The sequence below is a fragment of the Pseudomonas sp. GW823-FHT02F05 genome (assembly GCF_058797315.1).
The window spans coordinates 495,674-510,880 of the sequence record NZ_JBXAJM010000002.1; the positions used below are offsets into that span (position 1 = coordinate 495,674).

At 61.8% G+C, this 15,207-nt stretch carries 13 protein-coding genes; 10 read left to right on the forward strand and 3 right to left on the reverse strand.

The features are described 5' to 3' along the window. Positions 1-16: 16 nt before the first annotated feature. From AC1RAC_RS04655 to AC1RAC_RS04665, 3 genes are all read right to left on the reverse strand, one after another. Positions 17-2,911 (reverse strand): RHS repeat-associated core domain-containing protein, encoded by a 2,895-nt coding sequence (locus AC1RAC_RS04655; RefSeq protein WP_492616299.1) that lies wholly within the window; start codon positions 2,909-2,911, stop codon positions 17-19. Between the two features lie 129 nt (positions 2,912-3,040). Then, the gene (locus AC1RAC_RS04660; protein WP_492616300.1) at positions 3,041-3,586 is read right to left on the reverse strand and encodes a putative natural product biosynthesis protein; all 546 of its coding nucleotides are present in this window, start codon (positions 3,584-3,586) and stop codon (positions 3,041-3,043) included. 62 nt (positions 3,587-3,648) lie between these two features. Next, on the reverse strand, positions 3,649-4,032 hold the full coding sequence (locus AC1RAC_RS04665) for a DUF2946 domain-containing protein (protein WP_034125725.1): 384 nt from the start codon (positions 4,030-4,032) through the stop codon (positions 3,649-3,651). Positions 4,033-4,214: 182 nt separating this feature from the next. Here AC1RAC_RS04665 and AC1RAC_RS04670 point away from each other — a divergent pair, with 182 nt between their 5' ends. The 10 genes from AC1RAC_RS04670 to AC1RAC_RS04715 all read left to right on the forward strand — a co-directional run bounded on the left by AC1RAC_RS04670 (position 4,215) and on the right by AC1RAC_RS04715 (position 15,206). Further along, positions 4,215-4,823: an SCO family protein gene (locus AC1RAC_RS04670; protein ID WP_034125726.1), complete on the forward strand. Its 609-nt coding sequence runs from the start codon at positions 4,215-4,217 to the stop codon at positions 4,821-4,823. Beyond that, positions 4,823-5,305 carry a copper chaperone PCu(A)C gene (locus AC1RAC_RS04675; protein ID WP_054896538.1) on the forward strand — a complete coding sequence of 161 codons (483 nt, stop codon included), beginning with the start codon at positions 4,823-4,825 and terminating at the stop codon, positions 5,303-5,305. The genes AC1RAC_RS04670 and AC1RAC_RS04675 overlap by 1 nt, the downstream gene beginning before the upstream one ends. Before the next feature lie 144 nt (positions 5,306-5,449). Continuing rightward, positions 5,450-5,944 carry a DUF1543 domain-containing protein gene (locus tag AC1RAC_RS04680; protein WP_127881307.1) on the forward strand — a complete coding sequence of 165 codons (495 nt, stop codon included), beginning with the start codon at positions 5,450-5,452 and terminating at the stop codon, positions 5,942-5,944. 107 nt (positions 5,945-6,051) lie between these two features. Further along, positions 6,052-6,333 carry a peptidylprolyl isomerase gene (locus AC1RAC_RS04685; RefSeq protein WP_492616301.1) on the forward strand — a complete coding sequence of 94 codons (282 nt, stop codon included), beginning with the start codon at positions 6,052-6,054 and terminating at the stop codon, positions 6,331-6,333. Positions 6,334-6,462: 129 nt separating this feature from the next. Beyond that, the gene (locus AC1RAC_RS04690; protein WP_054896539.1) at positions 6,463-8,322 is read left to right on the forward strand and encodes an extracellular solute-binding protein; all 1,860 of its coding nucleotides are present in this window, start codon (positions 6,463-6,465) and stop codon (positions 8,320-8,322) included. Further along, a complete protein-coding gene (locus AC1RAC_RS04695) occupies positions 8,322-9,380 on the forward strand; it encodes a microcin C ABC transporter permease YejB (protein WP_005788805.1) in 1,059 nt (352 codons plus the stop codon). Before AC1RAC_RS04690 ends, AC1RAC_RS04695 begins: the two co-directional genes overlap by 1 nt. Further along, positions 9,380-10,402, forward strand: coding sequence for an ABC transporter permease (locus tag AC1RAC_RS04700; RefSeq protein WP_032896898.1), 1,023 nt, complete (start codon positions 9,380-9,382; stop codon positions 10,400-10,402). The genes AC1RAC_RS04695 and AC1RAC_RS04700 overlap by 1 nt, the downstream gene beginning before the upstream one ends. A gap of 10 nt (positions 10,403-10,412) precedes the next feature. Continuing rightward, the gene (locus AC1RAC_RS04705) at positions 10,413-11,984 is read left to right on the forward strand and encodes an ABC transporter ATP-binding protein (RefSeq protein ID WP_054896540.1); all 1,572 of its coding nucleotides are present in this window, start codon (positions 10,413-10,415) and stop codon (positions 11,982-11,984) included. Positions 11,985-12,129: 145 nt separating this feature from the next. Next, on the forward strand, positions 12,130-13,521 hold the full coding sequence (locus AC1RAC_RS04710) for a sigma-54 interaction domain-containing protein (RefSeq protein ID WP_463389184.1): 1,392 nt from the start codon (positions 12,130-12,132) through the stop codon (positions 13,519-13,521). A gap of 293 nt (positions 13,522-13,814) precedes the next feature. Beyond that, on the forward strand, positions 13,815-15,206 hold the full coding sequence (locus AC1RAC_RS04715; protein WP_492616302.1) for a GntP family permease: 1,392 nt from the start codon (positions 13,815-13,817) through the stop codon (positions 15,204-15,206). Position 15,207 lies beyond the last annotated feature (1 nt).

Sequence of the window (15,207 nt, forward strand, 5' to 3'; positions counted from 1 at the left end):
CCTGACGTTGCGCGTATTAACGGCGGTGGGGGTCCATCACCCTGACCGCCCGATAGTTAAGCCCACTGATGTGCTGGATCATCACCCGATAGGCGCCACGACCGCGCTGCCCGCGATAACGCGGCAAGTCAAAACTGCGGACATTCTGCCCACCCGCCATGGCATGGCCGGTATGAAAATCCAGTGTGCGGTCTTCGAGCCGATCAATCACCCTTCTGAGAATTTCACCTCCCGGGCCATGTAATTCATTCTGAATAGGTGTGACGTCAATCTCGAGGGGCTCAGGCACCAGCCCGGAGGAAGGTCCCGGGCTTACCGGCTGCGCGGCGGGCACCTCAGAAGCGGAGCCTCTGCGGCCCACGCTCGTGACCCTGGTTTGCGGTTGTACTTCGGTGTGGGTCAGCCCAGCCGCTGGCAGCGGGCTGGCGCCCACTTTGCGTGCCGGGGCGCGCAGTTCTATGCCTACAAACCCCAACCTGGCAAGCGTAAAGCTAGGGTTACGCTCCGTTCGTGAGGCTGTTTCAGCCCGGTCCCGATGCTCGGTGGGCCCAACGTACCCATAGAGACCGCCCCGCGCTGCCGGGGTCAGCCCGTAGGACAGACTTTTAGTGTCAGCGGTAGCCAGACGGTGTTCCAGGAAAAAGTCCGCCAACTCGCTGACTTCATGTTCGGTAGCGCCCTGTCGGCGGCCCAGCTCTTGCGCACCGACCGTTACGGACTGCTCATAGAACGCTCTGCGCTGAACGTCAGTGGTGCCTAATCGCTGAAGCGCGTAAAGCGCCACGCCCACCACACCTGAAATCAGCCCGAAATAAGCCAGTTCAGCCCTATAGCCTATCTCTACCCCTACTCCGTGCCCGATCAACAACACCAGGAGCAGAACCGTCACCACCTCCAGCATCGAGCGGCGCTGCAAACCGTCTTCGTCTACATAACCCATGGGGTTGTTCCCCACCATCGCATACAGGTTCAACCCATCCACATCCCCCGCCGGGTCAGCGCTGATCCACCGCAACAACCACGGCGCGTAGTACCTGAAGCCGTAGTAATACAGCCCGCTGGCGTCGCGCTCCTTGCCCGAATAACGTCGGGTTTTATAGTTTGCCTCCAAGGCACTTTTTGCCGCCCACCAGGCAGTTGCGCCGAAGGGGTAATAACTTTCCTGGCTCAACAGGCCGGCTGCCTCGTCCAGCTCCAGAGTGCCGCTGCCCAAATGATCGTCGAGGCTGAACCGCAGTTGCTCGTCCTGCATCTCGTCGGGGCGCTGCTGCTCCCACTGCAGCCCTCTGACCGAATGCCGCCCGCCCGGAGCAAGCACCACGTTCAACCACTCGCCATCCGGCCCGTGGCGATGCAGCTCCAGCCCTGGCAGATAAAGCACTTCATGGGTGTGAGTCTGCGTCTTGCCATGTGCCACGCGACGCTTGATGACTCGCTGGCCGGTGCCGTCATACAGATACACCTCATCGTCATGTTCGCCATTGTCACGCAGCACCTGCGCAACGCGAACCAACTGGTTGCGCCCATTCCAGGTCAACGCCTGACCAGGCGCCAGTGCCTGGAGATTGCCACGTTGGTCGAAGCCGTTGCCCAGGCCCGGCGCCTTTGCGCCCTCGCGGGCAATCACGCTGTGATTGCTGTGTTCGCCCACCTGCATCCGTTGGGTATAACCGCTGCCGGTGCTGGGCACATGGCGCATCTGAGTCAGGTTACTGGCCGAGTCGTAGGCATAGTGGCGGGTGTAGTTGCCCCAGAGATTGTCGTCTGTGGCGCCGAACGTGATTCGCCCCGGCAGTGCGGATGCGCCAGTATTGCGCGCGTTTTCACGACCGGTGGCCTTGATCAATCGCGACAGGCTGTCGTATTCGAATGTGCTTACTGCCTCCACCTGCACGTTGCTGGCCCAGCGGGTCGGCTGCGCCGCATCGCGGATGCGCAACACATTGCCGACCCGGTCGTAGCTGTAGAAGAGGTCTTGCAGTCGCTTGCCTGCCGAATCCTTGAGGTGGGCGCTCAAGCGTGTCAAACGTCCATCGGTGTCCGAATACTCGGCAACGCTGAGCACGCCATTACCCAAGCGTTCGCTCAACACCTGGCCCGAGGCGTTGACGCTGCGTTGATCCACCAGGGTCTTGCGCGCTCCGCTTTTGAAGATGATCTCGCTTTTCGTCAATTGGCCGTCGACACCGTATTGAGATTGCTGGCGATTGCCGCGCGCGTCGACCTGCTCCAGGCGTTGCCCCAGCGCATCGTGCTGCCAGGTGGTGGTGAAGGTCTGGGCTTGCAACTGTGCATCCCGCTCACTCACGGGCAGCGGCCAGTCGGGCGCGGTGTGCGACGTGCACAGGCGCCGGGTTTGCTCGGTGATGTTGCCTTGCACGTCGTAGCGCTCAACGAGCAACGTGCCTGCCGGGTCATCGTGACGAATCATGCGCCCACAGCGATTGCGCGCCGCCTCCGTGGACGTCATGCCCGCGTAACTCATGCGCTCGACACAGCGTTCAGCCGCTGCCTCCTCCGCGCGCTCGAATACCGCGACGGGGCGCAGCAACGGGTCGTATTCGAACCGCTGGCGCGTGCCTCGACTGTCCCACTGTTGCACGACCTGGCCGCCACTGCCGAGCAAGCGCGTCTGACGGCCCGCATCCACGCTGTCGGTGCTCAGCACTTGCCCGCTCAAGCTATAACGATGAGACAGATTGGGCCGCACGTCGGGATCGGCAGCGTGCAACTCGAACAGCCTGGGGTCCCACTGTTGCTGCAACAGGCCGCGAGCGTCGAACACCTGCCGCGTGACCTGCGCGCTGGGTGATTGCTGCGCGGTATTGCGATGGTACGCCACGCTGCGCACGGTCAACCCTCGCGGGTCGACCACCGTCAGCGTGGGCGTGTTGTGATGCAAAGAAGACATAACCTGATGACCTGGAAACCAAAGAAGCCTAGAGCCTAGTCATCAAGCCAGTGCCAGCCTGCGGGCTCCGCACGCTGCGCAGTGTGCGGCGCTTCCGAGGGTGTCGTGAGGCTTACCGGACGCGGCGCTTCATGGCACCGGCAGCCAACCGCTGAAAGCACCTTGGGCACCCAACGGGGACCAGGCAAAATCCCAGGCGGGCGACGGCAATGCCGGTCGCGGCGCGGCTATCGAAGGGTGGCCCTTCCAGTCGAACAGGGTGCAATCGCGCCAGCTCAAGACAATGCCTGCCGCCGGGCTGTCATCCGTCAGCACCCAACGCGCAGCAGCGGCGGCCATGAAGGCCTCGATCGGTTCCTCATCGATCTGTGTGCGGTACGCCGAACTCAGCAACCAGCGGCATACGTTCAGATGGTACGTCCAGTCCAGCGGCGGCTGGTTGCGATAGGCCCAGGTCATGAAGGCGCGAAACAGGTTCAAGCCCTCCGGTGGGTCGAGCTTGAGCAACGCCGGGCAGATGTCGAACAAGGTATGCCAGTGAGGCAACAGGCGTGCATCCAGGTGCACGAAGCAGCGCGAATTACTCGGGTAATCAGACAGCGCCGGTTGCGCACGCAGGCGCCGCGACGCCTTGCTGACCAGGCGGCCGGCGCCGGCAGGCAATTGAGGGTTCATAGAGTGTTCTCACAATCGTGACGAGAGAATGCCTCCTGGTTACAGGAAGCCCAAGGCACACGTCAGGATGCGGGAGAAGCGCGGGGGTTGGCCGAGGGCCAGGAATAGCGCGGCGGCGCCTTATTGCGCCGCTCATGGGCGACACGCGGGGCTTGGATGAGGCCGAGCAGCCAGGCCAGGCCGATCAGAAACACCAGGGCAACGGTAACCGCGTTGCACACCGGGCAGGCAAAGTAGTTCGAGATGTTGCTGGAGGACGGGTTCGCCAACCCTTTGTCGGAAATTGGCGACTGACCGCCGTCCACCGAACAGAACAGCCCGCCGATGCCGTTGAGCTGCTGCCCCATCATCTGGCCATGCCCCAAACCGCAGGCGAACAGGTTCATCAGCACGCAGAAGTACAGGGCCCAGGCGATCAGTGAGCGGTCAGAGTGGCGCAATTTCATGGCGGCGACTCTACCACCGAAGCCATATAAAGAAAGAAATGCGACGCGCCCCTGTGGCAGAACGTCGCAGATTACGCGCGCCGGCCAGGGTTGCTAGACTCTGCACCCTTCTCGTTACTCCTTTTCAAAGCCTGGCGGAGCAGCTCCACGGCCCTACAGGCGTTTCACAGGATGCACAGTTGATGAGTACGTTATTCACCCGCCGCAAAGTGCTGACCGGCATGGGCCTATTGGGCCTGGGCAGCCTGCTGGGCGGCTGTGACTACAGCCCCAAGCTGAACTTCAAGTACGGCAAGGACCTCAGTGACAAGATCATGGGCCGCACCTTCAAGCTCAAGAACACCGACGGCGAAACCGTCACCCTGAGCTCGTACCGCGGCCTGATGCCGGTGGTGTTCTTCGGCTTCACCCAGTGCCCGGCCGTCTGCCCGACAGCCCTGGCCCGCGCCGCCCAGGCCAAGAAGCTGATGGGCCGCGATGGCAAGATCATGCAGGTGGTGTTCATCACCCTGGACCCCGAGCGCGACACCCCCGAAATTCTCGACAACTACGTCAAGGCCTTCGACCCAAGCTTCGAAGCGCTCTACGGCACCCCGGAAGAAATCGCCGTGGCCGCCAAGGAGTTCGGGATCTTTTATGAAAAGATCCCCGCCGGCGACACCTATACCCTCTCCCACACCGCCACCAGTTTCGTGTTCGACACCCGTGGCAACCTGCGCCTTGGCTTGCAGGCATCCCTTACCGCTCAAGAGTGCGCAGAAGACCTGCTCACCGTCATGGAGGTCTGCTAATGACTGCCGTTCAACACCTCAAGCGTCTCACCCTCGGTCTAACCCTGCTGGGCCTCGCTGCCCACGCCAGTGCCCAGGTACAAGTCACTGACGCCTGGGTACGCGCCTCCGTAGTGGGCCAACCGTCCAGTGGCGCCTTCATGACCCTCACCGCCGACAGCGACAGCAAACTGTTGAGCGTGGCATCGCCAGTGGCCAAGGACGTGCAGATTCATGAGATGAGCATGAAGGACGACGTCATGCGCATGGGCCCGGTGGGCTCGGTGGCCCTGCCTGCCGGCAAAGCCGTCAAGCTCGACCCCAACGGCTACCACGTCATGTTGATGGGCCTGACCGGCCAGATCAAGGAAGGCGACCAGGTACCACTGACCCTTACGGTAGAAGATGCCAAGGGTGAAAAGCAGGCCGTCGAAGTGAAGGCAACGGCGCGTGGGCTGGATGGCATGGACCACAGCAAGATGGACCATAGCAAGATGCATTGATTGCGCAAACAAGCCTGCAGCTCTTGCTCTGCTCCCCGGTAACGTTGGTTGAGGGTTGCCCCTCAACCATAGAATCTCCCACAGTTTGATTGCCGGGAGTGATCAGATAGGCTGTCAGGCCGCCCTCCCCAGGAATCATCGGTAATGCTGTTTGTCGTCATGCTCGGGGGCAAGCACCCGCGGGCCAGGATCGAAGTACACGATGTGGTGTTCGCCGTGGCGGACACCCTGCAAGCCACCTACCCGCAATTACGCGACGCCTGGTTCGGCAGCCCCAAAGGCGTACACATCGATTCATGGATGGCCGTCGATGGCGTCGACGGCTGGAAGGTTGAACTGAGCCACCTGGCGCCCCACGGCGATGCACTCCGCCTGTACTTCATCAACCTGGGCGGTTACGAAGCCAATAGCTTTGGCGAGTCCCATCACTACCTGCTGGTGATCGCCCGTAACAAAAAGGAGGCCATGGGCAAAGGCAAGCAGCAGATGCTCAGCCACTGGTCCCAGGCCCACACCGACGCGGTGCTGGATATCGACGACTGCCTGCCCATCGACCTGGTGGACGGCCGCTATATCCACCTGGTGCAAGCGGCGCACCGCCCGATCGTGCAGCGCAACGACTACCTTGTGCTGCCTTGAATCCTCACGGCGAAAACAGTGCCGGCTGAAACCCAGTGGAACTTTGCCGAGAAATAACCGCCTGAATCCGGTACGCTCACCGTTTTTTACTCTAGGAGTTACTCACCATGGCCAAAGCCACCGCCCGTCACATCCTCGTTGCCTCTGAAGACAAGTGCAACGAACTCAAGGCCCAAATCGAAGGCGGCGCTGATTTCGCAGAAATCGCTAAAGCCAACTCCAACTGCCCATCCAGCCGCCAGGGCGGTGACCTCGGTTCGTTCGGCCCAGGCCAGATGGTCAAGGAATTCGACACCGTGGTCTTCAGTGCCCCGGTCAACACCGTGCAAGGCCCGGTGAAGACTCAGTTCGGCTACCACCTGCTGGAAGTCACCAGCCGCCAGGATTGATTCAATCCGCGCTGATGCTATAAACAACGGCCCGCCCTTTGGTGGGCCGTTGTGCATCTGATGACTGGCGATGCCCAGGCCGTTAGCGTACAAATCCTTATGACTCTTACCCGGCGCTCAAGGCTGATAATGCGATTGGCTTTTTCATCTCTGCTCTGTTCCACCCTGGCCTTGCTAATGGCCAGCACTGCGGTGATCGCAGCCCCGCAAACCTACCTGACGGTGTACGGCGAGCCCGCCAAATACGCCGAAGGTTTCAGCCATTTCGACTATGCCAACCCCAACGCTCCCAAGGGCGGCAGCCTGCGGCGTTCCGCGCTGGAGGTGGGGCGGTTTGACCATGTGCTGCCGTATATCGACAAAGGCATCGGCGTATCCCAGGTCGACGGCTGGGTGTATGCGCCCTTGGCGTTGCGCTCGCTGGATGAGCCTTACACCGTCTACGGCCTGGTGGCGCAAAAGATGGAGCGCGCCGACGATGGCCTGTCACTGCGCTTCTACCTGAACCCCAAGGCGCGCTTTGCCGATGGCAAGCCCATCACCGCGCAAGACGTGCGCTACAGCTTTGACGTGCTGATGACCCAAGGCAGCTTGCGCTTTCGCACGCTATTTGCCGACGTGAAGCACGTCGAGGTCGAAGGTGAGCGCCAGGTGCGCTTTGACTTTTCCAGCAACGAAAACCGTACCCTGCCCCTGGATATCGCTACCTTGCCGGTGTTCCCCGAGCACTGGTGGAAGACCCGCGACTTTGCCAACGGCGGTGGCTACGAAGCGCCACTGGGCAGCGGCCCTTACAAGGTCAGCAAGATCGACTCCGGCAGTACCATCACCTTCACCCGTGACCCCGACTGGTGGGGCAAGGACTTGCCGGTCAGCCGCGGCCTGTACAACTTCGATCACCTGAGCCTGGAGTACTTCGGCGACACCGAAGTAGCCCGCCAAGTGCTACGCGGCGGCGCCTATGATTTCAACCGTGAATTCTCCGCCACCGGTTACTCCATCGGCTACAACGGCCCGGCCCTGGACGATGGCCGCCTGCAGCGCGCGCACCTGGCCAAGGAGATGCCGCAGCCGGCCCAGGGCTATGTGTTCAACGTGCAAAAACCGATATTCAAGGATCGCCGCGTGCGCCAGGCCCTGGCGATGCTGTGGGATTTTGAATGGGCCAACCGGCAGATGATGCGCAACCTGTACATCCGACAGCAGAGCTATTTTTCCAATAGCCCGCTGGCCGCCAGCCAGTTGCCCACCCCGCAAGAACTGGCGATCCTCGAACCCCTGCGCGGGCAGATTCCCGACGAGGTGTTCACCCAGGTGTTCAAGGCCCCGGTCACCGATGGCAGTGGCATGATCCGCGACAAACAGTTGCAAGCCTTGGCCCTGCTGGAAGACGCCGGCTGGAAACCTGTGGGCGACAAACTCGTCAATGCCCAGGGCGAGCCACTGGAATTCACCTTCCTCAACGTCCAGAACGGCCTCGAACGCCTGTTGCTGCCCTACAAACGCAACCTGGCGCAGATCGGCATTACCCTGAACATCCGCCGCATCGACTCCTCGCAATACGTCAACCGACTGATGGCCCGCGACTACGACATGATCGTCACGGGTTTCCCAGTCACCACCTCGCCCGGCATGGAGCTGTACAACTATTTCGGCTCTGCCGCCGCGTTCGATTCGGGCGCCAACAACTACATCGTACTCAAGGACCCGGCCGTCGATACGCTGATCCATGGCCTGGTCAAGGCCGACACCCAGGCGAAGATGCTCACCTATGCCCACGCCCTGGACCGCGTACTGCAATGGAATTACCTGTGGATCCCCAACTATTACCCACCGGGCACCTCCGCCGCATGGTGGAACCGTTTCGGGCGCCCGGCCATCGAGGCGAAGAACGACGAAGCCTTGGAAACCTGGTGGGAAGTCAGCCCCACCCCGCTGACGAACGAACAAATGCAGGCTGAGTTGAAAAAACGCGGAGAGGCCCACTGATGTTTGCCTATATCGTACGGCGCCTGCTGCTGATCATCCCGACGCTGGTGATCATCCTGCTGGTGAACTTCGTAATCGTGCAGGCCGCGCCCGGCGGGCCGGTGGAGCAAGCCATCGCCCACTTGCAAGGCATTGGCGGCGGTGGTGTAGCCGGCGCATCCGGCGAAGGCATCAGCGGCTCGCGAGCCAGCCGCGGCCTGGACCCGAAGCTGATCAAGGACATCGAGAAACAATACGGCTTCGACAAATCCGCGCCGGAACGCCTGTGGTTGATGCTCAAGAACTATGCCCAACTGGACTTCGGCAACAGCTTCTTTCGTGGCGCGACGGTGACTGACCTGATCCTGGAAAAGATGCCCGTCACGATTTCCCTTGGCCTGTGGGCCACGCTGATCACCTACCTTGTGTCGATCCCGCTGGGCATACGCAAGGCCGTGCGCCATGGCAGCAGCTTTGATATGTGGAGCAGCACGGCCATCGTCATCGGTTACGCGATGCCGGCGTTCCTGTTTGCGATGTTCCTGATCGTGGTGTTCGCCGGCGGTACCTCGTTGAACTGGTTCCCGGTACGCGGGCTGGTCTCGGAAAACTTCGCCGAACTGAGCACCGTGGGCAAAATCGCCGACTATTTCTGGCACCTGGTACTGCCAGTAACGGCGCTGGTGATCGGCGGCTTTGCCACCTTGACCATCCTGACCAAGAACTCGTTCCTCAATGAAATTACCCGCCAGTACGTGGTCACCGCCCGCGCCAAGGGTTTGAGCGAACGCCGGGTGCTGTACGGTCACGTGTTCCGCAATGCGATGTTGCTGGTGATCTCGGGGATTCCCCAAGCGTTTATCAGCGTGTTCTTTGCCGGTTCGCTGCTGATCGAGGTGATCTTCTCCCTCGATGGCCTGGGCCGCATGAGCTACGAGGCGGCCGTGTCCCGCGACTACCCGGTGGTGTTCGGCTCGCTGTTTATCTTCACCCTGTTCGGCCTCTTGATAAAACTCATCGGTGACCTCTGCTACACCCTGGTGGACCCGCGTATCGACTTCGCCGCGAGGAACGCCTGATGCTCAACCTCTCCCCCGTGGCCCGCCGACGCTTCGAGCGCTTCAAGAAAAACCGCCGTGGCTGGTGGTCGCTGTGGCTGTTTATCGGCCTGTTTATCCTGACCCTGGGCGGCGAGTTGATCGCCAATGACAAGCCCCTGGTGCTCAGTTTCAAGAACGAGCTGTATTTTCCGGTGTTCAAGCGCTACACCGAGCAGCAGTTCGGTGGGCAGTTGCCGTTCCAGGCGGACTACCGCAGTGACTACGTGCAAAAGCTGATCAAGCAGGATGGCGGCTGGATGCTGTTCCCGCCGATTCCATTCAGCGATGACACACCCAACTACGAACTCACCCGCCCTGCCCCGAGCCCGCCGTCGGCGGTGAACTGGCTGGGCACCGATGACCAGTCCCGCGATGTGTTGGCCCGGGTGATCTTTGGTGCACGGGTGTCGATCCTGTTTGCCCTGGCCCTGACCGCCATCAGCGCGGTCATTGGCATTGCCGCCGGGGCGTTGCAGGGGTACTACGGCGGCTGGGTGGACTTGCTCGGCCAGCGCATCCTCGAGGTTTGGTCTGGCCTGCCGGTGCTGTACCTGCTGATTATCCTGTCGGGGTTTGTGGAGCCGAACTTCTGGTGGTTGCTGGGGATCATGGCGCTGTTTTCCTGGTTGGCCCTGGTGGACGTGGTGCGCGCCGAGTTCCTGCGTGGGCGCAACCTGGAGTACGTCAAGGCCGCACGCGCCCTGGGCCTGGGCGACGGCAAGATCATTCGCCGGCACATCCTGCCCAACGCCATGACCGCGACCCTCAGCTATTTGCCATTTATCTTGACCGGGGCGATATCCACCTTGAGCGCTCTGGATTTCCTTGGCTTCGGCATGCCCGCCGGCAGCGCCTCCCTGGGCGAGCTGATCGGCCAGGGCAAGCAGAACCTGCAAGCGCCGTGGCTGGGCTTGACGGCGTTTTTCACCCTGGCGCTGATTCTGTCGTTGCTGGTGTTTATCGGCGAGGCACTGCGTGATGCCTTCGACCCCCGCTCATGAGTGACTGCGTATGAACCTGATCGAAATCCGCGACCTGTGCGTCGCCTTCAACGGCCAGACCGTCGTGCGCAACCTGAGCCTGGACGTGCGCCCTGGCGAGTGCCTGGCGTTGGTGGGCGAGTCGGGCTCGGGCAAGTCGGTGACGGCCCATTCGATCCTGCAACTGCTGCCGCAAGCCGGCACCGAAACCCTGGGTTCCATCAAGTATCGCGGCCAGGAACTGATCGGCGCCTCACCGAGTACCTTGCAAAAATTGCGCGGCAACCGCATTGCCATGATCTTCCAGGAGCCGATGACCTCCCTCAACCCGCTGCACAGCATCGAAAAGCAGATCGGCGAAACCCTGCTGCTGCACAAGGGCCTGGGCGGCAAGGCGGCGCAGGCGCGCATCCTCGAACTGCTGGAACTGGTGGGCATCCAGAAACCCCAGGAACGGCTCAAGGCCTACCCCCATCAATTGTCCGGCGGCCAGCGCCAGCGGGTGATGATCGCCATGGCCCTGGCCTGCGAGCCCGAACTGCTGATTGCCGACGAGCCCACCACGGCGCTGGACGTGACGGTGCAGCGCAAGATCCTGCTGCTGCTCAAGTCCTTGCAACAACGCCTGGGCATGTCGCTGCTGCTGATCAGCCATGACCTCAACCTGGTGCGCAGTATCGCCCAGCGGGTCTGTGTGATGCGTGCCGGCGAAATCGTCGAGCAGGCTGACTGCCAGGCCTTGTTCACCGCACCGCAGCATCCCTACAGCCGCCTGCTGCTGGACGCCGAGCCCTCGGGCGATGTGCTGTGCAGCGAGCCCCGTGAGACGGTACTGGAAGTGGATGACCTGAGCGTGCAATTCCCCCTCGGTGGCGGGCTGTTCCGGGCCAAGACCTACCTGCGCGCGGTGGACGGCATCAGCCTCAGCGTGCAGCGCGGCAAAACCCTGGGGATTGTCGGCGAGTCCGGTTCCGGCAAGTCCACCCTGGGCCAGGCGATCCTGCGCTTGCTCGACTCCAGCGGCGGCATTCGCTTCCAGGGTGAGGCCCTGGACCCGCTCAACCATCAGCAGATGCGCCCATGGCGCAAGCAGATGCAGGTGGTGTTCCAGGACCCCTATGGCAGCCTCAGCCCGCGCATGTCGGTGCAGCAGATCATCAGCGAGGGCCTGGAAGTACACGCGCCGTGCAGCCTGGCCGAGCGTGACGCGCAAGTCATACAGGTGCTCAAGGACGTGGGCCTCGACCCTGCCAGCCGACATCGCTACCCCCATGAGTTTTCCGGTGGCCAGCGCCAACGCATCGCCATTGCCCGCGCCCTTGTACTCAAGCCAGCGCTGATGCTGCTCGACGAACCGACCTCGGCCCTCGACCGTACAGTGCAGAAACAAGTGGTGGCGCTGCTGCGCGAACTGCAGGACAAATACGGCCTGACCTACCTGTTTATCAGCCATGACCTGGCGGTGGTGCGGGCCATGGCCCATGACATGATCGTGGTCAAGGATGGCAAGGTGGTGGAGCGTGGCGCGAGCCATGATGTGTTCGAATCGCCCCAACACCCGTACACCAAAGAACTGCTGGCAGCAGCGCACATCCCTTTGTGAGGTGAGATTGTTCCCACGCTCTGCGTGGGAACACAACCCGAGACGCTCCGCGTCGTGTCTTGGCCCTACGCCGAGTGACGCAGAGCGTCACGGTAGACATTCCCACGCAGAGCGTGGGAACGATCATTAACAGGATTCTGTACCCATGAGTACCAGCCTCAAGGACTACCAACAGGTTCGCGGCCTGGCCATCCAGTCGCTGTTCGAGATCATCGAGCAGTCCAGCGAGGGCACAGTCATCGTCGACCGCGATGCGAACATCGTGTGGATGAACGAGCGTTACGCCAAGCGTTTTGGCCTCAAGAGCGCCGACCAAGCCATCGGCCAGCCTTGCGAGCAGGTGATTTCCAACAGCCTGCTGCGCCAGGTGGTGCGCAACGACCGGCCGATCCTGCTGGATATCCAGGACACTCCCAAAGGCCCGCTGGTGGTGATGCGCCTGCCGATCCACGACGAGGCCGGGGCGGTGATCGGCGCGATTGGGTTTGCGCTGTTCGATGAACTGCGCAACCTGTCGCCGCTGATCGAGCGCTACCTGAGCATGCAGCAGGAGCTGGCCTCCACGCGCTCGCTGCTGCGTTCGCGGCAAAGCAAATACAACTTCGCGCACTTTATCGGCACCAGCGCCGCCAGCCTTGAGGTCAAGCGCCGGGCGCGGCGCAGTGCGAGTGCCGATTCGCCGGTATTGCTGCTCGGAGAGACCGGCACCGGCAAGGAGCTGCTGGCCCAGGCCATTCACGGCGCATCGCCACGGGCGCACAAAGCCTTTGTGAGCGTCAACAGCGCGGCGATCCCCCATGATCTGCTTGAAGCCGAATTCTTCGGCACCGCACCCGGCGCCTTTACCGGTGCCGACCGCAAGGGTCGCCCCGGCAAGTTCCAGATTGCCCAGGGCGGCACGTTGTTTCTCGATGAAATCGGCGACATGCCGCTGCCACTGCAAAGCAAATTGCTGCGGGTGTTGCAGGAAAAGGAATTCGAACCGGTGGGCTCCAACGAGATGCTGCACAGCGATGTGCGGGTGATTGCCGCGACGTCCATGGACTTGGAAGCGGCGATCAAGCGTGGCGAGTTTCGCGCCGATCTGTATTACCGCCTCAACGTGCTGCCGATCCAGGTGCCGCCGCTGCGTGAACGGCTGGAGGATATTCCGGCGCTGAGCGAGGCGATCCTTGAGGAGTTGCGCAGCCAGCACGAACTGGACCGCGATGCCCTGGCGCTGTTGGCCCAACATGCCTGGCCGGGCAATATCCGCGAGCTGCGCAATGTGCTGGAGCGGGCGGCGTTGCTGAGTGATGACCTGATGCTCAATGCCAACGACCTTCGCGCAGCGATTGGCACGTTCAGCCCGGTACAGCGAGGCGCGGCGGCGGCGGTCGAGGGTGAAACCTTTGCGGCGGCGCGGGAGCGGTTTGATCGGCAGGTGATTGCGGGCGCGCTCAAGGCCAGTGACGGAAATGTTGTAGAGGCGGCCAAGCGGTTGGGGCTTGGGCGGTCGACGTTGTATAAAAAAATGCTGGCGCTTGGACTAACTTAGTCTCAAACAAGAGACGCAATTCCCAATATCAAGACTTTCTTATGTGGGAGCTGGCTTGCCTGCGATAGCGGTCTAACAGTGCCCTACAAGCCAGCTGAACCACCGCTATCGCAGGCAAGCCAGCTCCCACAAGGATCTCCACTCGTCTCCAGGTTGAGACTGCCGTCTCGAAAATCACTTTAAATCCACAATAAATCCATACATATCAACAAGTTATAAATCTGGCACACATCTCGCTATAGCTTCCTCCCACAGCCTCACCCACAACAATAACAATCCGATGGAGACACACCATGAGTGTGATCATTGCCCTGGCCGCGCTCGCGCTGCTGATGCTGGCCGCCTACCGTGGCTATAGCGTTATCCTGTTCGCCCCCATCGCCGCCCTTGGCGCGGTGCTGCTCACCGACCCGTCCGCCGTCGCACCTGCCTTTACCGGGGTGTTCATGGAAAAGATGGTCGGTTTTATCAAGCTGTATTTCCCGGTATTCCTGCTCGGTGCGGTGTTCGGCAAGCTCATTGAGCTGTCGGGGTTTTCGCGCTCGATCGTGGCCGCTGCGATCCGCTTGCTCGGCACGCGCCAGGCGATGCTGGTGATTGTGCTGGTCTGCGCCCTGCTCACCTACGGTGGCGTGTCGCTGTTCGTGGTGGTGTTTGCGGTGTACCCGTTTGCCGCCGAGATGTTCCGCCAGAGCAATATCCCCAAGCGCCTGATCCCGGCGACCATCGCCCTCGGTGCGTTCTCGTTCACCATGGACGCCCTGCCCGGCACGCCGCAGATCCAGAACATCATCCCCAGCACCTTCTTCAACACCACCGCCTGGGCGGCGCCGTGGCTGGGGCTGATAGGCACGATCTTCGTGTTTTGCGCCGGCATGCTCTACCTCGCACGCCAGCGCAACAAGGCCCAGCGTGCCGGTGAGGGCTATGGCACCGAGTTGCGCAATGAGCCGGAAACCGCCGACAACCTTGCCTTGCCCAACCCATGGGTCGCGCTGTCGCCGCTGATCCTGGTGGGGGTGATGAACCTGTTGTTCACCCACTGGATCCCGCAGTGGTACGGCAAGACCCACAGCCTCAGCCTGCCGGGCATGAGCGCGCCGGTGACCACCGAAATCGCCAAGCTCACCGCGATCTGGGCGGTGCAGGCGGCATTGCTGGTGGGAATTATCGTGGTGCTGGTGTTCGGCTTCTCGGCGATCAAGAGCAAGCTGGCCGAAGGCAGTAAAAGCGCGGTAAGCGGTGCATTGCTTGCGGCGATGAACACCGCGTCGGAATATGGGTTTGGCGCCGTGATCGCCTCGCTGCCAGGCTTTCTGGTACTGGCGGACTGGCTCAAGGGCATCCCCAACCCGCTGATCAACGAAGCGATCACCGTGACCTTGCTGGCCGGTATCACCGGCTCCGCTTCCGGCGGCATGAGCATCGCCCTGGCGGCGATGTCCGAGAGCTTCATTGCAGCCGCCCACGCGGCCAATATCCCCCTTGAGGTGCTGCACCGAGTCGCGGCCATGGCCAGCGGCGGCATGGACACCCTGCCCCACAACGGCGCGGTGATCACCCTGCTGGCGGTCACCGGGTTGACCCACCGCGAAGCCTACAAGGACATTTTTGGCATCACGATCATCAAGACCCTTGCGGTGTTCGTGGTGATCGGCACTTTCTACGCCACCGGCATTGTGTGAG

What these genes read in the sequence shown, in the direction of transcription:
- AC1RAC_RS04685 (WP_492616301.1), top strand. Translation starts at nt 6,052, where the DNA reads ATGGCCAAAGCCACCGCCCGTCACATCCTCGTTGCCTCTGAAGACAAG.
- AC1RAC_RS04655 (WP_492616299.1), bottom strand. Translation starts at nt 2,911, where the DNA reads ATGTCTTCTTTGCATCACAACACGCCCACGCTGACGGTGGTCGACCCG.
- AC1RAC_RS04675 (WP_054896538.1), top strand. Translation starts at nt 4,823, where the DNA reads ATGACTGCCGTTCAACACCTCAAGCGTCTCACCCTCGGTCTAACCCTG.
- AC1RAC_RS04695 (WP_005788805.1), top strand. Translation starts at nt 8,322, where the DNA reads ATGTTTGCCTATATCGTACGGCGCCTGCTGCTGATCATCCCGACGCTG.
- AC1RAC_RS04660 (WP_492616300.1), bottom strand. Translation starts at nt 3,586, where the DNA reads ATGAACCCTCAATTGCCTGCCGGCGCCGGCCGCCTGGTCAGCAAGGCG.
- AC1RAC_RS04700 (WP_032896898.1), top strand. Translation starts at nt 9,380, where the DNA reads ATGCTCAACCTCTCCCCCGTGGCCCGCCGACGCTTCGAGCGCTTCAAG.
- AC1RAC_RS04715 (WP_492616302.1), top strand. Translation starts at nt 13,815, where the DNA reads ATGAGTGTGATCATTGCCCTGGCCGCGCTCGCGCTGCTGATGCTGGCC.
- AC1RAC_RS04705 (WP_054896540.1), top strand. Translation starts at nt 10,413, where the DNA reads ATGAACCTGATCGAAATCCGCGACCTGTGCGTCGCCTTCAACGGCCAG.
- AC1RAC_RS04665 (WP_034125725.1), bottom strand. Translation starts at nt 4,032, where the DNA reads ATGAAATTGCGCCACTCTGACCGCTCACTGATCGCCTGGGCCCTGTAC.
- AC1RAC_RS04690 (WP_054896539.1), top strand. Translation starts at nt 6,463, where the DNA reads ATGCGATTGGCTTTTTCATCTCTGCTCTGTTCCACCCTGGCCTTGCTA.
- AC1RAC_RS04710 (WP_463389184.1), top strand. Translation starts at nt 12,130, where the DNA reads ATGAGTACCAGCCTCAAGGACTACCAACAGGTTCGCGGCCTGGCCATC.
- AC1RAC_RS04670 (WP_034125726.1), top strand. Translation starts at nt 4,215, where the DNA reads ATGAGTACGTTATTCACCCGCCGCAAAGTGCTGACCGGCATGGGCCTA.
- AC1RAC_RS04680 (WP_127881307.1), top strand. Translation starts at nt 5,450, where the DNA reads ATGCTGTTTGTCGTCATGCTCGGGGGCAAGCACCCGCGGGCCAGGATC.